General features: G+C 27.5%; 22 protein-coding genes. 21 read left to right on the top strand and 1 reads right to left on the bottom strand.

Annotated features, from left to right (window positions below):
* The 12 genes from BLP75_RS18110 to BLP75_RS05785 form a co-directional block, all read left to right on the top strand.
* On the top strand, positions 1–228 hold a 228-nt coding region (locus BLP75_RS18110; protein ID WP_207645419.1), incomplete at its 5' end, for a hypothetical protein.
* A gap of 50 nt (positions 229–278) precedes the next feature.
* Entirely contained in the window at positions 279–812 is a 534-nt protein-coding gene (locus BLP75_RS05835) for a hypothetical protein (RefSeq protein ID WP_092724698.1), read from the top strand.
* A 152-nt stretch (positions 813–964) separates the two neighbouring features.
* The gene (chbG, locus tag BLP75_RS05830) at positions 965–1,705 is read left to right on the top strand and encodes a chitin disaccharide deacetylase (RefSeq protein ID WP_092724697.1); all 741 of its coding nucleotides are present in this window, start codon (positions 965–967) and stop codon (positions 1,703–1,705) included.
* Positions 1,706–1,842: 137 nt separating this feature from the next.
* Complete coding sequence (locus BLP75_RS05825; RefSeq protein ID WP_092724696.1) at positions 1,843–2,148, top strand: PTS sugar transporter subunit IIB; 306 nt, start codon at positions 1,843–1,845, stop codon at positions 2,146–2,148.
* Between the two features lie 174 nt (positions 2,149–2,322).
* Positions 2,323–2,514, top strand: coding sequence for a CD1290 family small acid-soluble spore protein (locus BLP75_RS05820; protein ID WP_092724695.1), 192 nt, complete (start codon positions 2,323–2,325; stop codon positions 2,512–2,514).
* Between the two features lie 53 nt (positions 2,515–2,567).
* On the top strand, positions 2,568–3,725 hold the full coding sequence (locus BLP75_RS05815) for a D-alanyl-D-alanine carboxypeptidase family protein (RefSeq protein WP_092724694.1): 1,158 nt from the start codon (positions 2,568–2,570) through the stop codon (positions 3,723–3,725).
* Positions 3,726–3,868: 143 nt separating this feature from the next.
* On the top strand, positions 3,869–4,477 hold the full coding sequence (locus BLP75_RS05810) for a site-2 protease family protein (protein ID WP_092724693.1): 609 nt from the start codon (positions 3,869–3,871) through the stop codon (positions 4,475–4,477).
* A 14-nt stretch (positions 4,478–4,491) separates the two neighbouring features.
* A complete protein-coding gene (locus BLP75_RS05805) occupies positions 4,492–5,214 on the top strand; it encodes a segregation and condensation protein A (protein ID WP_092724692.1) in 723 nt (240 codons plus the stop codon).
* A 2-nt stretch (positions 5,215–5,216) separates the two neighbouring features.
* Complete coding sequence (gene scpB, locus BLP75_RS05800; protein ID WP_092724691.1) at positions 5,217–5,759, top strand: SMC-Scp complex subunit ScpB; 543 nt, start codon at positions 5,217–5,219, stop codon at positions 5,757–5,759.
* Positions 5,760–5,977: 218 nt separating this feature from the next.
* Positions 5,978–6,637 carry a DUF2953 domain-containing protein gene (locus BLP75_RS05795; RefSeq protein WP_092724690.1) on the top strand — a complete coding sequence of 220 codons (660 nt, stop codon included), beginning with the start codon at positions 5,978–5,980 and terminating at the stop codon, positions 6,635–6,637.
* Entirely contained in the window at positions 6,591–7,007 is a 417-nt protein-coding gene (locus BLP75_RS05790; protein WP_170139172.1) for a spore germination protein GerW family protein, read from the top strand. The genes BLP75_RS05795 and BLP75_RS05790 overlap by 47 nt, the downstream gene beginning before the upstream one ends.
* 252 nt (positions 7,008–7,259) lie before the next feature.
* Entirely contained in the window at positions 7,260–7,700 is a 441-nt protein-coding gene (locus tag BLP75_RS05785; protein ID WP_092724689.1) for a MarR family winged helix-turn-helix transcriptional regulator, read from the top strand.
* A 279-nt stretch (positions 7,701–7,979) separates the two neighbouring features.
* Here BLP75_RS05785 and BLP75_RS05780 read toward each other — a convergent pair whose 3' ends face one another.
* Positions 7,980–8,639, bottom strand: coding sequence for a TMEM164 family acyltransferase (locus tag BLP75_RS05780; RefSeq protein WP_092724688.1), 660 nt, complete (start codon positions 8,637–8,639; stop codon positions 7,980–7,982).
* A 228-nt stretch (positions 8,640–8,867) separates the two neighbouring features.
* Between BLP75_RS05780 and BLP75_RS05775 the strand changes: the two genes are divergently transcribed.
* The 9 genes from BLP75_RS05775 to BLP75_RS05735 all read left to right on the top strand — a co-directional run bounded on the left by BLP75_RS05775 (position 8,868) and on the right by BLP75_RS05735 (position 19,289).
* Positions 8,868–9,836: a 2Fe-2S iron-sulfur cluster-binding protein gene (locus tag BLP75_RS05775; RefSeq protein ID WP_242872385.1), complete on the top strand. Its 969-nt coding sequence runs from the start codon at positions 8,868–8,870 to the stop codon at positions 9,834–9,836.
* Positions 9,837–9,847: 11 nt separating this feature from the next.
* Positions 9,848–11,131 (top strand): FAD-dependent oxidoreductase, encoded by a 1,284-nt coding sequence (locus tag BLP75_RS05770; protein ID WP_092724686.1) that lies wholly within the window; start codon positions 9,848–9,850, stop codon positions 11,129–11,131.
* 131 nt (positions 11,132–11,262) lie between these two features.
* Entirely contained in the window at positions 11,263–11,670 is a 408-nt protein-coding gene (locus BLP75_RS05765; protein WP_092724685.1) for a bacteriohemerythrin, read from the top strand.
* Positions 11,671–11,968: 298 nt separating this feature from the next.
* Positions 11,969–12,442, top strand: a complete 474-nt coding sequence (locus BLP75_RS05760; RefSeq protein WP_092724684.1) for a hypothetical protein — start codon at positions 11,969–11,971, stop codon at positions 12,440–12,442.
* Between the two features lie 153 nt (positions 12,443–12,595).
* Entirely contained in the window at positions 12,596–14,446 is a 1,851-nt protein-coding gene (locus BLP75_RS05755) for an SH3 domain-containing protein (protein ID WP_092724683.1), read from the top strand.
* A 254-nt stretch (positions 14,447–14,700) separates the two neighbouring features.
* Complete coding sequence (locus BLP75_RS05750) at positions 14,701–15,774, top strand: uroporphyrinogen decarboxylase family protein (protein ID WP_092724682.1); 1,074 nt, start codon at positions 14,701–14,703, stop codon at positions 15,772–15,774.
* A gap of 12 nt (positions 15,775–15,786) precedes the next feature.
* Positions 15,787–16,464, top strand: coding sequence for a corrinoid protein (locus BLP75_RS05745; protein WP_092724681.1), 678 nt, complete (start codon positions 15,787–15,789; stop codon positions 16,462–16,464).
* Entirely contained in the window at positions 16,464–17,483 is a 1,020-nt protein-coding gene (locus BLP75_RS05740; protein ID WP_330385787.1) for a methylcobamide:CoM methyltransferase MtbA, read from the top strand. The genes BLP75_RS05745 and BLP75_RS05740 overlap by 1 nt, the downstream gene beginning before the upstream one ends.
* Positions 17,484–17,495: 12 nt before the next feature.
* The gene (locus BLP75_RS05735; protein ID WP_092724679.1) at positions 17,496–19,289 is read left to right on the top strand and encodes an ASKHA domain-containing protein; all 1,794 of its coding nucleotides are present in this window, start codon (positions 17,496–17,498) and stop codon (positions 19,287–19,289) included.
* Positions 19,290–19,294 lie beyond the last annotated feature (5 nt).

The raw sequence follows: 19,294 nt of genomic DNA, 5'->3' as shown, positions 1-19,294 counted from the left end.
GATGCAAACGCAGACGCAGATGGATCAGCAGATGTAGATGCAAATGCAGACGTAGACGCGAGTGCAGATGCAAGTAATAATAACCAATCAAAATCATGCAATAAAATAGGTCCAATCAATGTTAATACTCCGATAAATATCTATATAACTTGTGGATGCTGTGGCAAGAAAGAAAGACATGTAGTAGACGCAATAGTTGAGGAAGGGAAGATAGAATCAGAAGATTAAATAGTCAAATTAATTTATTAAAAACTATAGATAATAAGGAGCATATGGATATGAATAATTTGGATGGAAATAAATTACAAAATGAAAATAAACATTCAGATGACAGTAAACATGTAAAAGTTACTAAACCAGATAAAAATGAAGATCTAAAAGATGGTAAACCATCAAAAGATCATAAACATTTTCATGATAGTAAACACGTAAAGGTTACTAAACCAGATAAGAATGAAGATTCAAAAGATGGTAAACCATCAAACGATCATAAACATTCACATGATAGTAAACACATAAAAGTTACTAAACCAGATAAGAATGAAGGTTCAAAAGATGGTAAACCATCAAAAGATCATAAACATTTGCATGATAGTAAACACGTAAAAGTTACTAAACCAGATAAAAGTGAAGATTTAAAGGATAGTAAACCATCAAAAGATCATAAACATTTGCATGATAGTAAACACGTAAAAGTTACCAAACCAGATAAGAATGGAGAGTTAAAAGATAGTGAACCATCAAAAGATCATAAACATTCACATGATAGCAAGCATAGTCATGATCATAAATCATCAAATGATAATAATTAATTGATAAATGACACGCTATATATTATAAAGATATATAGCGTGTTTTATTTTGTACAAAAATAGGGCTAGGAAAACGATAAGTAAAAATGTATAATAAATAAAAGTATACATTTTTATAAAAAGTATATACATATTAAATGGGAGATGATTTTATGACAAAGCTAGTAATAAATGCAGATGATTTTGGATATACAGAGGGGGTAAATTTAGGAATAATATCAGCTTATAAAAATGGAATAGTGAGTTCATGCACAATAATGGCTAATATGCCTGGATTTGAACAAGCTATAGAGCTATTATCAGATAATCCAGGGTTAAGATGTGGTGTTCATATGACATTAACATGTTATAAGCCAATTATAAAATCTCATAAAACAATAATAGATAATAATGGTGATTTTTATAGAAGAGCAACTAAAGAAATTTTACAGACTATTGATATAAATGAAGTATACAACGAGTTTTGTGCTCAAATAGATAAGGTTATAAATAGCGGAATAAAAATAACTCACCTAGATAGTCATCATCATGTACATGGGTTAATAGAGCTACAGCCAGTAATTGACAAGATAGTTAATAAATATAAACTTCCAATAAGAGGTGCATTTGAATATAAAACAAAAATTAAAGATATAGTACCGGTAATAGATAGTTTTTATGCAGATAATGTAGACTATGACTATTTTAAAAAAAACATAGATGAAATAAAAAAGCACAAAATATGTGATTTAATGTGTCATCCATCTTTTGTAGATGAGTTTTTATTAAATTCAACTTCATATGCATTACAAAGAACTAAAGAACATAGCATTTTAACCTATAAAAATATTAGAGATTTTTTAGAATTGAATGGGATTGAGATAGCTACGTATGAAGATTTTAAATGGTTATAAAATTTAATATATAAATTAAAGATAAATGTATAGACAATTAAAAAAATATAGTGTATTATAAAAATATAAACATTAATAACGTTTTCAAAGTTGTAAATAAATGAAATTTTATATATAAATATTAGGAGGAAATAGTTATGATAAAAATAATGTTAGCTTGTTCAGCAGGTATGTCAACATCTTTACTAGTAACTAAAATGGAAAAGGCTGCTCAAGAAAAGGGAATAGAAGCAAAAATATGGGCTATAAGCGAAGCTAATATAGATAAAGAATTAGGTAACTTTGATGTTTTATTATTAGGACCACAAGTTAGATTTATGTTAGAAAAAGCTAAAAAGATAGTTGATGGAAAAGCTCCAGTTGAAGTTATAAATATGGCTCATTATGGTATGTGTAATGGAGAAGCAGTATTACAAAGAGCTATGGAATTAGCAGGGAAATAACATCTTAATTGATAAGAAAAGGATATCTCACAAGAGGTATCCTTTTTATTTAATAAGAGAATAATTTACAATATTGGAAAAAATAATAATAAAATACAAAAAATAACAATTATAAATACCTAATATTAGTAAAAAATATAGATATATATATAATTACTAATAGGAGGTATCGTTATGAGCGATATAAATGCAAAAATGGCTTTAAAACAAATGAGAATGGAAATTGCTGCTGATTATGGAATGGATTATGAATATGCATTTGATATAATTGAAAATGCACATAGTAATGGAGCTTTAGCTCATCATTTTAAAAAGTTAGAAGCAAAAAGAAATGCTTTTTCAAGTAAAACTAGTCAATCAGAATAAAAAAAGTATTTGGTGATAAAATAAGTTTAAAATAATGTTAAGAGGTGACAACTATGAAAAGATTGGCTAGTATAGTGGTAGCTATGTCACTTGCTATAATGCCTATGAGTAAGGCATATGGTAATGATAAAGACAAAAATGCGCCAATGAATATCTCTTCAAAATCAGCAATACTAATGGATGTTAGTAGTGGGCAAATATTATATGAAAAAAATGCACATGATAAGCTTCCTCCAGCTAGTGTAACTAAGGTAATGACAATGCTATTATGTATGGAGGCATTAGATGCTGGGAAGATAAAGCTAAATGATAATGTTCAAATAAGTGATACGGCAGCTAGTATGGGAGGCAGCCAAATATTTTTAGAACCTGGAGAAACACAAGATGTTAATACATTATTAAAAGGTATAGCAGTAGCATCAGCTAATGACGCATGTGTAGCGATGGCAGAGCATGTTGCAGGAAGTGTAGAATCTTTCGTAGAGCTTATGAACAAAAAGGCACAAGAATTAGGTATGAAAGATACTCATTTTTCTAACACAAATGGTTTACCTATTGCAGATCATTATACCTCAGCTCATGACATAGCTTTAATGTCTAGAGAGTTATTAAAACATGAATCTATAAATAAGTATTTAACAACTTGGATGGACAAAGTTGTTGTTGGGAAAAAACAAGTAACAGTTGGTCTTGCAAATACTAATAAAATGATTAAGCATTATCAAGGAGCGACGGGAGTTAAAACAGGATTTACTCAAGAAGCAAAGTATTGCTTATCTGCATCTGCTAAAAGAGGAGAAACACATTTAGTAGCAGCGACACTTGGAGCAGAAACATCTCCAGAAAGATTTAAAGATGCATCGAACTTATTAAATTATGGATTTGCAAATTATGAAAGTCTGAAATTATGTTCAAAAGATGATAATATGTCAACTTTAACTTTAGATAAAGCGGAAGATAATAAAGTAAACTTAGTTGCTAAAGAAGATTTAACAGTTTTAATAAAAAAAGGTGGAAATAGAGATTTTACTAAAAAGGTAAAAGTGAATGAAAATCCTACGATACCTATTAAAAAAGGTACAGCTCTTGGACAAGTTGAAGTATATCAAGGTGATAAGCTAGTTGGAAAAGTTGATTTGGTAAATACTAAAGATATAAATAAAGCTAGTTACTTACAAATGTTACAAAGGGTAATAGACAATATGATATAATAAAAAAGAAGTCGCATGACTTCTTTTTTAATTGAAAAAATTTTAAATTTAAATAATCAAAATACTATATAAATACTTTGATTATAATTTTATATATTGGTATAATAGTATTAAAATTGTAATTTAGGAGAGAGAAAAGAAATATGAATTTTGCAACGATTTTAAGCGATATATTAATAAGAATAGTAGCTATAGCTGTTGCTATATCAGTTCATGAATTTGGACATGCATATTCAGCACATTTGCTAGGTGATGATACAGCAAAAATGTATGGTAGAATGACTTTAGATCCAGCTAAGCATATAGATCCTCTTGGGATTTTAATGATGCTTATATTTAGAATAGGTTGGGCTAAACCAGTTCCTGTAAATTCGAGTAATTTTAAAAATTATAAAGTTGGAAATGTGATAGTATCTTTAGCAGGAGCTATAGGAAATATACTTGCAGCTATAGTTTGTGTAATAATAATGAAACATGTTAATATGGAAGCTGTTAGAGATATAGCGTCAGTTACAATGATGTATAACATATCATTTGCTGCATTTAATTTGCTTCCTATACCACCACTTGATGGATGGGGTGTTATATCACCATTTATACCATATAAGTACAATGAATTTATTTACAAGTTTGAGAGTATGAGCTACCCAATATTATTAGTTTTAATATTTACAAATTTATACTCTATAATAATATCTCCAATATTTAACTTTATATGGGGAATAGTACAAATGTTTTATAAAATAATGTAGCTAAGAGGTTGAAGATGAAATATAATATACAATTGCAAGTATACGAAGGTCCTCTAGACTTACTATATGACTTGATTTCTAAGCATAAAATAGATATTAAAGATATATCTATAATAGATATAACTAAACAATATTTAAATTATTTAGAGATGTTAGAAAAAATGGATTTAGAAATAACAAGTGAGTTTATAATAATGGCATCTAAGCTTTTAGAAATAAAGTCTAAATACTTATTATATAAACAAAAAGAAGACGAAGAAGAGCAAGATCCAAGATTAGAACTTATGGAGCAGTTAGAGGAGTATAAGAAGTTTAAGGTGGCGGCTGAAAATCTAAAAGACAATGTAAACTATATAAATGAATTATATTATAGGACTAAAGAAGAAATAGTAATAGATGAAAAAATAGATTTAGAGTCAATATCAATAGAAGCTATAAAAAATATACTTCCTCGTATATTGAAAGTAAAAAAGCAAGAAGATGAAATAAGCGATGATAAATTAAAAAAAATAGTTAGGGCTAAAATTATTTCGGTTGAAGAAAAGATAAGTTATATAAGGAATATAATAAATGAAGAAGATGAAGTTAGATTTACAAAAATAATAGAGACTAGTGATAAAAATGAAGTTATAGCTACCTTTTTATCAATTTTAGAACTAATAAAAGGTAAAGAAATAGTAGTAGAACAAGATATATTCTTTGATGATATATTAATAAAGAAAAACACGGAGAGGTAAGTATGAGACGTGAAGATATAAAAAATATTATAGAAGCTGTTATGTTTGCATATTCAGAACCAATAACAATAGAAGAATTAAATAATATTATAAATGAAGAACTTTCACGAAAAGAAATAGAAATAATGTTAAATTCGTTAATTGATGAATATAAAGAAAATAACAGAGGAATACAAATAATACGATTAGAAAATAAGTACCAAATGACTACTAATAAAGATTACTCAGAATTTATAAAGAAGGTACTAGAGCCTAAGAAAAAGAAGAGTTTAAGTCAAGCTACATTAGAGACACTTACAATTATAGCTTATAAGCAACCAATAACTAAAGTTGAAATAGAAGAAATAAGAGGCGTAAAGTGCGACAGAGTTGTTCAAGTACTTTTAGAGAATGAACTTATAAAAGAAGCTGGAAGGCTTGAGAAAATAGGTAAACCTATAATATATAAGACTACGGATGAGTTTTTAAAATTGCTTAGTATAGAAACACTAGAAGATTTACCTCCATTAGAGGAAAATCAAGAACTTAAAACTGAAGATAAATAGATTAAATGTGCTTAATTGTAAGATTGAATCTTATAATTAAGCACATTTTTTATGTACAAGAAAATTATGAGCATATTTAATTATAAAAAAGTACTTTAAATGTAGTTATATTAAAAAGCTTATACTAACTAAAATATATAACCATTAATTAATTCCTAAAAAGGAAAAATATTTTAAGAATAAGTATATATAGTTATTTTTTAGAAGATAATAGTACTATGAGATATAATGAGATATTTTTAATTACTATTTTAATTTTAATAATTTTTACATCTATGTTGATATTTAAATTTATAAAATCATCAATAAACATAATTATTATAGGTGAGGTAAATAATAATAATATAAATATAAATTTAAATATTAAGTATATGTTTAACTTAATAAATATTAAAATACCTATTTACCCATTAAATAAAGTAAAAGTAAAAAAAGATAAAAATAAAAGTAAAAAAAACATAAAGCATCAAAATATTAAGATAGATAAAAAATCTATAGAAGTAAACGATATAAAAAATATAATTAATTTAATATTTAAAGTAAAAGTAGAAGAAATATATAGTTATATTAGTTTTGGAAATGAAAATGTTATTTTTACAAGTTTTATATATGTATTTATAAATACTATCTATGGAAATGTTATAAATATATTTAGTCCTAATAAAATTTACTTAAATATTACACCTGACTTTACAAAAAATTATATAAAAGGAAATGTAAAAATACATATAAAACCAACTATTAAGGATATTATAAATATATCTATAGCTATGATTAAAATTTATAAAAAAGTTAAAGTAAATAAAAGAATAAAAAAGGATGGTGGAAAAATTGAGATCAACAGGGTCAATACAAAGTCTTATGGAAAAAACATTTGAAACCATAAAAGGTTCAATTGATGCAAATACAATAATAGGGGATCCTATAAGAACAGAAACAACAGTAGTAGTGCCCATATCAAAAGTTACTATAGGCTTTGGTATAGGTGGCGGAGAGTATTCTAAAGGATACGATGATGATAGAAAAGGTATAGATGAAAAATTAGACACAAATTTTGCAGGGGGTAGTGCGGGTGCTATCTCAATACAACCAGTAGCATTTGTAGTAGTTGAAAATGGAGAAACTAGACTTATGAGTTTAGATAATAGTATGAATATGGTAGATAATATACTGACGATAACACCAAAGGTAATTGAAAAAATTCAAAATTTATCTAAGGAAGATGAAAAACAAAAAAGGAAAAAATAATAGATGTCTACAGGTTATAGTTCATACCCTGTAGATAGTTTTTTTTGAAAAATGAAATTATAAATTTACTTCCTGATGGATAATCTGTATAATATACTTAAAAACTTACGTATTTAGCTTTTTAGTATTTAACTTTTAAAATCAAACTATTTTAATAGATAATAGTACGTATATGTAGTATAATATAAAATAACATTAAAGTAGATAGCGAATTAATACAAAAGTATAAGACTTAGATTTTGAGGTGATGTTATGGATAACAGAAAAATTTCTGCTATAATGATGGAAAATATGACTTATTTTACACATTTAATAAAGGTAGTAAATGATGAAAGAAATACAATAGAAAAGGTTTTAACAGAAAGACAGTTTTATGCTTTAGTCAGTATAAGAAAACACAAAAAGATAGAACTTAAAAATTTAAGTAAGGATCTATATGTTTCAACATCAAGCCTATGTATCCTATTAAACAAATTAGTAGATCAAGGTTATGTATATAGAGAAGAAGACTCAAAGGATAGAAGAAACACTTTCTACTGCATAACAGAAAAAGGTAATGAAATTGTACAAGAAGAAATAGAAAAGTTTTTAGGGATTGTAAGCAATAAAGTAGACAAATTAACTGAAGAACAAAAAGAAAATTTATTTAAATGTATGACAGAAGCTAAGCCAATTATAAAAGCATTATTTTAATTAAAAAAAGCTATATATTATATAAAACAGATATAATATATAGCTTTTTTATCATAAATTCATTATGTTAATGTAAGGAAAAATAAAATTTTACAATTTACTAAATTGTGCTATAATTTAAAGTAGCCTAAGATTTTTATTTTCTTCTTACACTAAATGAAAATAGAAATTTTTATGCTCGCTAGTAATAGCGAGCTTTTTTTATGGTTAAAAATTTATTGATAAAAATTATAATTTCAAATTTAATCAATATAAGACTAACTTTATATTGATTGATTGTCACCTTTTAACTTTAAAATTAAAGTTATCTCTATCAAAAACTAAGATAGGTATATAAATAATAGTAGTAAGGAATATAAAACTTATTATACTAAAATAATTAATGTTTGAAAAACTATAGTAATAGCTAGCATTTGTAAATTTATTTAATACAAATATAGATGTAAAGTAAATAAAACATATTATCAAATTATCTTTTATAGCACTTTTGCTTATCTTAAATTTTCTTACTTCAACCATATATACATTTGCATAAATTAATATGGCTTTAGAAAAAATGAATAAAAAATGAAGTATATTAGGAAATCTATAAGGTATGTTTTGGAAAAATATGATTTCTCCTATAGAACAAACCAAACTCCATGAAAAAAATACATTAAATAATTGATATTGTTTAAAAAATAAAATAGCTATACATATATAAGCACAAAATCTACTTGCACTTATAGGTAGTGATGTTAGTACATTATATCCACCCATAGAAACAATTGAAACTTGTTCGAAAACTATTTCTAGGATTATTAGTCCACATATTATTTTTTCAACAATATAGCTATACGGAAGTAAATTTTTAGTTAGCCTAGGACAAATATACATAAAAATAGAAAAAACTAAAAGTATAATTAGATGTTCTTTAGAAAAAATAAATACATTTTCCATAATACTCTCCCCTGAAAATTAAAAAATTTTTGTATGTAATATTTCATAAGCATGAATATAGTACAAAATTAAAAAGTAACCTTTTTATATATTATAGTATATTTGAATCAAAGAAAAATAGAATAAGTAAAAATATATAAAGTAAAAAAGCTAGTGTAACAAAATAGAGTTTAAATAATAAATTAATAATATATGCTTTAAGACATTTGAAAAAATCATTTTAAGGAAGTGGATAAGTTGAAAAAAGCCAATAATCAATTATGTGCTGATGCAGGGAGCAAGTATTGTCCATGTCATCTTGCATATTCAGGGGACTGTATAAAATGTCCAATTACACGAGGAGAAAAAGTCTGTGATTGTCTATGGCAAGGGGTATGTATTTATAATGAATTACAACATAATAAAAATGTTCCTGTATGTGAACGAAAAGAAACTCTTTGTAAAATCAATGAAGTAAATGAATTGGGTAACGAAACTTTTTTGATAAAAATAAATGTACCAAAGTCTATGTTGATAGATTTATGTAGTCCTGGAGCCTTTGTACTAATAAAGAGTAAAGACAGAAGTAGTGATATATTCAATACTCCAATATCGGTTATGGATGTAGATTTTGAGAACTCAATTCTAGAAGTGGTAATCAAACCTAGAGGAATTAAAACAAAGAATATAATAAACTTTGAGGAAGTTTGGGTAAAAGGTCCGTATTTTAATGGTATATTTGGAATAAAACAAATTAAAAGTGCATATCAAAAAAATACACTTGTAATACTAAATGGACTATCACAGGTGAATTCTATTAATGTAGTTAAAAGATTACTAGAAAATAAAAATAATGTAGTAGTGTTTATTAACAATCAAGCTACGATACTAGACGTCATAATTGAAAAACTTAAAGAGTTAGGTGTAAATATCCAAAGTACTGACTTAAATGAAGATAGAGATTTTTTAATAGACTATATAAGAAGAAATAATGTAGAGTTTGTATATAGTGGAGGTGCAGATTTATTCAATAAATATATAATGGATATTGTAGACTCAGTTGACCCAAATATAGATTTAGCCATTTCAAATAGTAACCTAATATGCTGTGGAGAAGGAATTTGTGGGGCATGTACAATAGAAGTAAATGGTAAAAGAATTAAATCATGCAAAGCACAAATTGATAGTAGAGCTTTTTTAAATTCTAAGAATTTATAGGGGGAATAGATATGCCAAAAGTGGTTGTAATTGGCGGTGGATGGGCAGGATGTGCATCCGCCATATCTGCTAGAAAAGCAGGTGCTGATGTTATTATACTTGAAAAGACAGATTTGTTATTAGGACTAGGAAACGTTGGGGGGATAATGAGAAATAACGGTAGGTTTACAGCTTGTGAAGAAGCGATAGCATTAGGTGCTAGTGAGTTATTTGAATTAACAGATAAATATTCTACTCATGAAAATATAGATTTTCCAGGGCATGAACATGCAACAATTTATAACGTAACAAAAATAGAGAAACCTGTTAGAGATAAAATAATAGGAATGGGAATAGAAGTTAAATTTTTCAGTAGAGTTGTAGATGTTGATATAGAAGATAATAAAATAAAGGCTGTTATACTTGAAAGCGGAGAAACTATAGAAGGAGATTCTTTCGTAGAAACAACTGGATCTACAGGTCCTATGGGTAACTGTGCTAAATATGGAAATGGATGTGCTATGTGTATTCTAAGATGTCCTTCATTTGGAGGTAGGGTAAGTATAAGTTCTAGATGTGGTATTGAAGATATGTTAGGAAGAAGAGGAAATGGGGATCCTGGTGCTTTTAGTGGTTCTATGAAGTTGTTAAAAGAATCATTAAGTGAAGACATTCAAAAAGAATTAAATGAAACTGGTCGTGCTGTTATACCTTTGCCTGAAGAGTTTATAAATGAAGAAAAATTAGATATTAAAGTCTGTCAACAATACGCACTGCCAGCTTTTGCTAATAATTTAGTTTTAATTGATACAGGTCATGCAAAATTAATGAGCCCATTTTATAACTTAGAAAAATTAAGAATGATACCAGGGTTTGAAAAAGCGATAATTGTAGATCCATATGCAGGTGGTAAAGGTAATTCAATAAGGTATCTATCTGTAGCTCCTAGAGATAATTACATGAGAGTTAAGGGGCTTAGTAATCTATTTGTAGCTGGTGAAAAATCAGGATTCTATGTAGGGCATACAGAAGCTATTTGTACAGGAAGTTTAGCTGGACACAATGCAGCTAGAAATAGTATAGGTATGTATTTATTACAACTACCTACAAATCTTTTAATAGGAGATTTTATAGCTCATTCTAATAGCGAAATGCATAAACCAGAAGGTGATACTTTAAGATTTACTTTTGCAGGAAGTATATATTTCAATAGAATGAAAGAATTAGGTTTTTATACTATAGATAAAAAAATTATATCAGATAGAGTTAAAAAAGCTAGCTTAGAAGGTATCTATAATAAACCAATAATTAAATAATTAAAAAGGTTAGGCATTAGCCTAACCTTTTTATGTTACAAAACAATATTTCAAATTGACCTTGTCAATATATTATGCTATTATGAATATCTGTAAAATATTAACAATATTAGTTTTGGAGGGGACAGAAGATGGCATATCAATGGTCTAGTGATTTAGAAACAGGTAACATGCAAATTGATACAGAACATAAGGCACTTATAAAAGCAATAAATGATTTATTAGATGCTTGTAATGGTGGAAAAGGAAGAGCAGAAGTAGAGAAAACAGTAAACTTTTTATCATCTTACACAAAAACTCATTTTGCTCATGAAGAAGTATTACAACAAAAATATAAGTATCCTGATTATAATAATCACAAAAAATACCATGAAGGGTTTATAGCAGCTGTTGACAGTATACGTGAAAAACTTTTAGCAAATGGGCCAAGTATTGCTTTAGTTGGGGAAGTAAACCTTAAAGTAGGAGATTGGTTAATTAGACATATAAAAAGAGAAGATGTTAAAGTTGCATCTCATATAAAAAATAGTACTAAATAATAAATAAGAGTATAATATATTTGCTAGATTGAGTTAACTTATATGTAAAGTAGTTACATAAACAATTTAATAAAATAATAGATAAAGTAAGCCACTATAAAATAAATTTATGAATTTTATAGTGGTTTTTTTTATATTATCTTAGTGAAGTTAAATTTTAAAAGTTTATCAATTGTGCTAATGGAAAAAATAGTTATTATAGAAGTTCAAAAATAAAAATGAATATTAGTCATATCAAGGAGGAAAACGTTAAATTGAGTCGAATATAAAAATAAAAATTAAAAAGGAGTGTATATATATGAACATTAACGAAGCAAACTATAGAATGTTTGAAATATATGCTAGAGAATATAAAAAAAATATAAAGGAAAACAATGAAGATCAAATTTTAAATATAGAATATAAGATGAATGAAATAAGTGAGGAACTTACAAAGTATACAAAGGAGTTTTGTAAACTAGACATAGAATTTTACCAAAATAGTAAGGAATTACCGGATCCAATAAAATACTTTATGGATAATGGCGAAATTTTAGAACCGTATGAATATATAAATAATACTTGTTGGGAAGGATTTTGGAAAAAATGTAGTGGAAAAGATTTGGAATATTTTATGTCTTATCTAGAATATCCAATAATTTATCCTAAGCATGAAAACTATTTAGACAATGATAGAAATTTAATTAAGGTATTTAAAAAAGAAACTGGATTCTCAAAGATTCCATATGGAATAAAATGTGCACAGGTTATTAATGAAAAATATTTTAGGTAGAAATATTGTATAAAGTTTTTCTCAATCTTACCGTAATATGTTAATTATAATGTTTATTTATATACGAAGGTTTAATAAGTATATAAACACTCGGATAATTTTTATGAAGTAAAACATCAATTAAATACTTATGCGGATAAGAGGGGGAGTAAGATGAATAAAAAAATTGCCCTAGCGACATTGGCTATAATACCGATGGCATTAAATAATGTATATGCATCAGGACAAACAGGTATAGTTACAACAAGTTCATTAAATGTTAGAAGTGGAGCAGGTACTAATAATTCAGTTCTATTTACTGTTAAAAAAAATGATAAGGTTTATATAAATGAAATATCTAATGGATGGTATAAAATAAAAAATAGTTTGGGACAGCAAGGATGGGCATCATCTACATATATAAAAATTCAAAATGAAAGTAGTTCTAATAGCTCAAATCAATCAAGTAATAATACTTCATCAAAAAAAATGAAGATAAACACAGATAATTTAAATGTTAGAAATGGAGCAGGTACTAGTTATAGAATAATAATGAAACTTAAAAAAGGAACGGTAGTAGAATTATTATCTCAAAGTAACGGATGGGCAAAAATAAAATACGATGGAAGGCTAGGATATGTCTCTATAAAGTATTTAAGTGAAAATCAATCTCAAGGATCGAGTAGTACTAATACAACAACTAAAGAAGTAAATACAGATAGTTTGAATGTTAGAAGTGGACCAAATACAAGTTATTCTATAGTTGGAAAGCTAAAAAAGGGTGAAAAAGTAAAAGTTATCTCAGAAAGTAATGATTGGTCAAAAATAGATTATAAGGGGAATGTATCATATACTTCAAGTAGATACTTAAGTAATGTGTCTTCACAACCTACAGATCCTACTCCAACACCTAAGCCAGAGGAAAAACCAGAAGCTATAAAAGAAAATAAGATTGTAAATACAAGTTCACTAAATGTTAGAAGTGGACCAGGTACAAATTACTCTAAGGTTGGGACTTTATCAAAAGGTGAAAAAGTAGGTATAATGTCAGAAAGTAATGGTTGGTCAAAAATAGATTTTAAAGGCAAAATAGCGTATACATCAACTCAATATTTAAGTAGTGAGAATACGCAAATACCACCAACACAACCAGATACAAATCCTGGAACAAATCCAGGTGGAGATTCATCTACAAATATAGATGGTTCAACAATAAACAATAAAGCTTTAAATTATACTTTAGAAGATCATATACTAGCTCAACTAGAAAGATCAAGTGTGGGAGCAAATGTCATCGATTCATCTAAACCTAGAAGTAGCCAAGTTATGACTACATTTATGATGAGAGAAGCAAGAGGATTTATACCTGCAGACAGAAGTGACTTAGAATATTTCCTAAATCCTGATAATTTTAAAAATAGCTCTAAAGGTATAATGCAATTTTTAAGATTAGATACTTACAAAGGAGGAATATCTGCAAGTGAACTAAATTCATACTTAAATTCATTATCACCAGCCTCATCTGGTACTAATGTATTCTATAATCAAGGACAAGCATTCATAAATGCAGCACAAAAATACAATATAGACCTTGTATATCTTGTTTCACATGCAATGTGGGAGAGTGGTTATGGAAAATCAACTCTTGCGCAAGGTCAAACTATAACATCATATAAAGGCCAGCCATTATCTAAACCTGTTACAGTTTATAATTTCTTTGGTATCGGGGCAATAGATAAAAGTGCAAATGTATCAGGGGCAGAAGCAGCATATTCTAATGGTTGGACTAGTATAGAAGCAACTATAGATGGATCGGCAGCATGGATAGCTCAAAATTACATAAAAAGTTCTAAGTACAATCAAAATACTATATATAAAATGAAATTTAACTATGATTATACATGGCATCAGTATGCAACAGATGTAAACTGGGCAAATGGGATATCAGGAATAATGACTAAATTAATTGGAATGTATGATACAAAAAGTAATTTAATATATGAAATTCCAAATTATAAAAAATAATAAAAAAGCTAACATATCTAATGTTAGCTTTTTTATTTGAGTAGAGTAAATATTTTAAAGTATTATTAATGATAAATAGAGTATTTCATTTATTAAGTTAAGAGAAAGATAATATATTATAGTATTAATAAAATGTATAGAAATAATTGATATATACAACTAATGCTATAGAATATAACTATTTGAATATTTATACCTAATACTGTAAAATATGCTCTGAATTGAGACGTTTTATAAAAAAAGGGGAGAAATCTATGAAATATATAATAAATAAAGATGAAATGACTCCAAAAGAAAGAATGAAAGCTTTTGGAGAAGGAAAAGCAATTGATAGAATACCATGTTCACCTTTTCTTGGGGAAAGCGTTGCGCCTACATTTGGTCATACAATATATGATTATAATCATTCTATAGATACGCTTGTAGATGTAGCTGTAAAAAGTTTTGAAACATTTAGACCAGATAGTATAGGTTTTGGACCAGGCCTTCAAGGTATACCAGAAGCTATGGGAAGTGAAGTTATGTTTCCATTAAATAACACACCTTATATTAACAGACCTGCAATAAATGATTATAGTGAAATAGGAAAATTAAGCCCTATAGATCCTTATAAAGATGGTAGAATACATTATTTTTTAGAAGCACTTAAAATAACTAAAGATAAGTTAGATAATGAAGTCGGCGTAGGAACATCAGTAGGAGGACCTTTCACAGTAGCTTCATTTTTAAGAGGAACAGATAAGTTTTTAAGAGATTTAACTAAAAATAAAGAAATGGCCCATCAACTTTTAGAAATTTCAACTCAGAGCGTTTTAAATTACATAGATGCAGCTTGTGATATAGGTTTAACTCCAGGAATTGCAGAGCCAAATGCATCTTGTACAATGATAAGTTCAAAAAACTTTGAAGAATTTGCTAAACCATATTTAAAAAGATGTATGGATAGGATTATAGAAAGAACAGGAGGAGGATCAACTCTTCATATATGTGGAAAAACAAAAAAAGTATGGGGGCATATGGTAGACATAGGTATATCTAATTTAAGCTTAGATAATGTTGATGATATAGGTGAGTTAAAAGAAGCATATGGACATAAAGTATGTGTAATCGGAAATGTAGACCCTGTTGAAACTATGTTAAGAGGTAGTATAGAAGATGTATATAAAGAAGCAAGAGAATGTATAGTTAAGGCACATGATAGCCAAAAGGGATTTGTATTAAGTACAGGTTGTGATGTTCCAATAGGAACGGATCCTAAAAATATAATAGCTCTTATGGATGCAGCAAGAATATTTGGATCAAGTAAAGTAAATATAAATGAATTATAAGGGGAGATATAAATGTCAAATTTAAAAGAAGAACTATTAAAGAAACTAGCAAGTTGTGTTGTAGAAATGGAAGACGAAGAAGTAATAGATATAGCAAATGAATATATAGCAAATGAATTTGAAGCATATGAAGGAATATCAAAAGGATTAGCAGCAGGCATGGAAGAAGCAGGTAAGCTATATGAAGAAGAAGAGTATTATATACCAGAGCTTCTATTATGTTCAGACGCTATGTATGAAGGCATTAATATACTAAAACCACATCTAAAAAAAGATTCAACAAAAGAGTCATATAAAGCCGTAGTTGGAGTTGTAGAAGGAGATACTCACGATATAGGAAAAAACTTATTTAAGATAATGCTAGAGACATCTGGATTTGAAGTATATGATTTAGGTAGAGATGTTCCTTGTGAAGAATTTATAAATAAAGCCAAAGAACTAGATGCTGATTTAATTGGATTATCAACACTTATGACAACAACTATGGATAATATGCAAAAAATAATAAATATGTTAAAAGAAGAAGATATAAGAGATGAATTTGTAGTTATGGTAGGTGGCGGACCTATATCTCAAAGTTTTGCAAATAAAATAGGTGCAGATGGATATGCACACGAGGCGTCGAAGGCATCTAAGCTTGCAAAAGAATTAATAAATAAGAAAAAAGCCACTGTAAAAGAGGTGGTATAATGACTGAAAAAGAAAGACTATATAAAGTTTTAAAAGGTGAAAAAGTAGATAGAAAACCATGCATATGCCCTGGTGGAATGATGAATATGATAGTAGAAGATATTATGGACATTGAAAATGTATTTTGGCCAATGGCTCATAGTGATTCACAAATGATGGCAAATTTAACACTAGGAATGTATAAAAATGGAGGATTTGAAAATTTTGGAGTTCCATTTTGTATGACTGTAGAAGCGGAATGCATGGGGGCTGATGTATATATGGGGACTAAAGTTACTGAGCCTAGAGTTGTAAAATACCCAATAGAATCTGTTTCAAATTGGAGAGAATTAAAAAAAATTGATGTAAATACGGCAAGAGCAAAAACAGTAATAGATGCTATAAAAATTTTAAAAGAAAAAAATAAGGATATTCCAATTGTAGCCAACTTAACAGGTCCAGTAAGTTTAGCATCTTCCCTTATGGAACCTATGACATATTACAAAGAGCTAAGAAAGAAAAAAAATGAAGCTCATGAATTTATGGAATTTGTAACAGACAATCTTATAGAATTTGGTAAAGCACAATTACAAGCTGGAGCAGATGTTTTAACAATATCAGATCCAAGTGGTACAGGAGAAATATTAGGAGCTAAAACATTTAACGAATTTGCAACTCCATATTTAAATAAAATAATAGATAACTTAAAGCCTTATGCAAAAGGTGGGACTATTATACATATATGTGGAAAATTAAAAAGTATATATAATGAATTAAACGATTTACATAGTGATGCAATAAGCTTTGACTCTATAACAAATGCAAAACAAGTTGTTGAAAATGTACATGGAAAAATTATAATGGGTAATGTGAGCACATTTGCAATTGAAAATGGGACTGAGGAAAGTTTAAAAAATATTTCTAATCAATGCTTAAATAGTGGGGTAGATATATTATCTCCAGCTTGTGGAATAGGGGTAAGAAGTAAACTAAATAATATAAAAGTTTTAGTAGAATGTGCAAAACAATACAGTAATTAAAAAGAGGTACATATGAGCTATTTACATATAAACAATAAACAATACAAATTTACACAAGGAAAAAGTCTTTTAAGTATAATACAAGAAAATAATTTAGGAATGGAAAGTCCCTGTGGAGGAAAAGGAACTTGTGGCAAATGCAAAATAAAAATAATAGATGGAAATATAAATGATTTGACGCAAGAAGAATTAAGATTTTTAAATGAAGAAGAAATAAGAAATAATATAAGATTAGGATGTTTAGTATATCCAAAAGAGGATTTAAAAGTAGAATTTATAAGTAATGAAGTACAAAAACATAAAATATTGACAGAAGGATATATGCCTGATTTTAAAAAATCGCCAGTTCTTACAAAAAAGGTATATAAATTAAACAAACCTACGTTAGAAAATAATCTATCGTTAGAAGATATTTTAAATTCTGAAGGTATAAAAATAAATAATAATTATCAAGCTTTAATAGCTTTACCAAGTATTTTTGAAAATGATGAATGTAGCGTTGTATATTTAGATGATAAATTAATAGGAATAGAATGTAGAGATACTAGTGAGCATTTATACTCAATAGCTTTAGATATAGGAACAACAACAGTAGTTGCATCTCTTATAGATTTAAATAGACAATGTGAAATTGATTGCGAAAGTGATATAAATCCTCAAAAAGAATATGGATTAGATGTTTTATCAAGAATAAACTTTTGCAAGATAAATAAAAATGGGCTTGATATATTAAATAAGGTATTAATAGATTGTATAAATGATTTAATAAATAAACTATGTAAAAAAAATAATATAAACAAAGAAAATATATATGAATTAGCTGTAGCAGCAAATACAACAATGATGCATACACTTATTAAAATTAACCCAGAATCAATAGGAAGAGCACCATATTCACCTGTATTTTTAAGCGGTAAGAGTATAAATGCAAATGATTTAGGAATAAATATATCTTCATTTGGTAAAGTTTATTTATTACCTGGTGTATCAAGTTACATTGGTGCTGATATTGTAGCAGGGGTTTGTGTTTGTGACTTGCAAAAAACAGATAAGAATATTTTATTTATAGATATAGGTACAAATGGGGAGATAGTTTTATCAAAAAAATCAAATTTAACATCATGTTCATGTGCGGCAGGACCAGCATTAGAAGGAATGAATATAAGCTGTGGAATGAGGGCAGGAGATGGAGCTATTGAAAATATAAAAATTGGTGAGTTAATAGAGAAAAAAGTAATAGGAAATAAACAACCAAAAGGGATATGTGGTAGTGGAATAATAGATGCTATAAGTGAGATGGCTAGGCTAAAAATTATAGGGAAAACAGGAAGAATACAAAAAAGAGAATCTATTGAAAGTGATGATACTTTAAAACATCTGAGTGAAAATATAGTAGATGAAAATAAAAAGAGAAAATTTATATTAGATATTAACAATCCAATATTAGCAATAACTCAAGAAGATATAAGACAAGTACAATTAGCTAAGGGTGCTATATTATCTGGATTTTATGCTTTATTGAAAACTATGGATATAGATATAAAAAGTTTAGATGAAGTTATTATTGCAGGTCAATTTGGTAAGCATCTTAGTGTTGATAGCTTAGTTGGAGTAGGTATTATACCTAAAGAGCTTAAAGATAAAATTAAGTACATAGGAAACTCTTCAAAAACAGGAGCTATAATGACATTGCTTTCTAAGGATATAAGATATGAGATGGAGAAAATCGCAAGGGATATAAGCTATTGTGAGTTATCAACAGAAGAAGGATATGAAAGGCTTTTTACAGATTGTTTAAAGTTTTAAAGGTG

Source organism: Romboutsia lituseburensis DSM 797 (assembly GCF_900103615.1).
Classification (GTDB): Bacteria; Bacillota; Clostridia; order Peptostreptococcales; family Peptostreptococcaceae; genus Romboutsia_F; species Romboutsia_F lituseburensis.
The sequence above is the reverse complement of the archived record's forward strand: the minus strand, read 5'-3'. Positions and strand labels throughout refer to the sequence as shown.

What these genes read in the sequence shown, in the direction of transcription:
- BLP75_RS05835 (WP_092724698.1), top strand. Translation starts at nt 279, where the DNA reads ATGAATAATTTGGATGGAAATAAATTACAAAATGAAAATAAACATTCA.
- chbG (WP_092724697.1), top strand. Translation starts at nt 965, where the DNA reads ATGACAAAGCTAGTAATAAATGCAGATGATTTTGGATATACAGAGGGG.
- BLP75_RS05825 (WP_092724696.1), top strand. Translation starts at nt 1,843, where the DNA reads ATGATAAAAATAATGTTAGCTTGTTCAGCAGGTATGTCAACATCTTTA.
- BLP75_RS05820 (WP_092724695.1), top strand. Translation starts at nt 2,323, where the DNA reads ATGAGCGATATAAATGCAAAAATGGCTTTAAAACAAATGAGAATGGAA.
- BLP75_RS05815 (WP_092724694.1), top strand. Translation starts at nt 2,568, where the DNA reads ATGAAAAGATTGGCTAGTATAGTGGTAGCTATGTCACTTGCTATAATG.
- BLP75_RS05810 (WP_092724693.1), top strand. Translation starts at nt 3,869, where the DNA reads ATGAATTTTGCAACGATTTTAAGCGATATATTAATAAGAATAGTAGCT.
- BLP75_RS05805 (WP_092724692.1), top strand. Translation starts at nt 4,492, where the DNA reads ATGAAATATAATATACAATTGCAAGTATACGAAGGTCCTCTAGACTTA.
- scpB (WP_092724691.1), top strand. Translation starts at nt 5,217, where the DNA reads ATGAGACGTGAAGATATAAAAAATATTATAGAAGCTGTTATGTTTGCA.
- BLP75_RS05795 (WP_092724690.1), top strand. Translation starts at nt 5,978, where the DNA reads ATGAGATATAATGAGATATTTTTAATTACTATTTTAATTTTAATAATT.
- BLP75_RS05785 (WP_092724689.1), top strand. Translation starts at nt 7,260, where the DNA reads ATGGATAACAGAAAAATTTCTGCTATAATGATGGAAAATATGACTTAT.
- BLP75_RS05780 (WP_092724688.1), bottom strand. Translation starts at nt 8,639, where the DNA reads ATGGAAAATGTATTTATTTTTTCTAAAGAACATCTAATTATACTTTTA.
- BLP75_RS05770 (WP_092724686.1), top strand. Translation starts at nt 9,848, where the DNA reads ATGCCAAAAGTGGTTGTAATTGGCGGTGGATGGGCAGGATGTGCATCC.
- BLP75_RS05765 (WP_092724685.1), top strand. Translation starts at nt 11,263, where the DNA reads ATGGCATATCAATGGTCTAGTGATTTAGAAACAGGTAACATGCAAATT.
- BLP75_RS05760 (WP_092724684.1), top strand. Translation starts at nt 11,969, where the DNA reads ATGAACATTAACGAAGCAAACTATAGAATGTTTGAAATATATGCTAGA.
- BLP75_RS05755 (WP_092724683.1), top strand. Translation starts at nt 12,596, where the DNA reads ATGAATAAAAAAATTGCCCTAGCGACATTGGCTATAATACCGATGGCA.
- BLP75_RS05750 (WP_092724682.1), top strand. Translation starts at nt 14,701, where the DNA reads ATGAAATATATAATAAATAAAGATGAAATGACTCCAAAAGAAAGAATG.
- BLP75_RS05745 (WP_092724681.1), top strand. Translation starts at nt 15,787, where the DNA reads ATGTCAAATTTAAAAGAAGAACTATTAAAGAAACTAGCAAGTTGTGTT.
- BLP75_RS05740 (WP_330385787.1), top strand. Translation starts at nt 16,464, where the DNA reads ATGACTGAAAAAGAAAGACTATATAAAGTTTTAAAAGGTGAAAAAGTA.
- BLP75_RS05735 (WP_092724679.1), top strand. Translation starts at nt 17,496, where the DNA reads ATGAGCTATTTACATATAAACAATAAACAATACAAATTTACACAAGGA.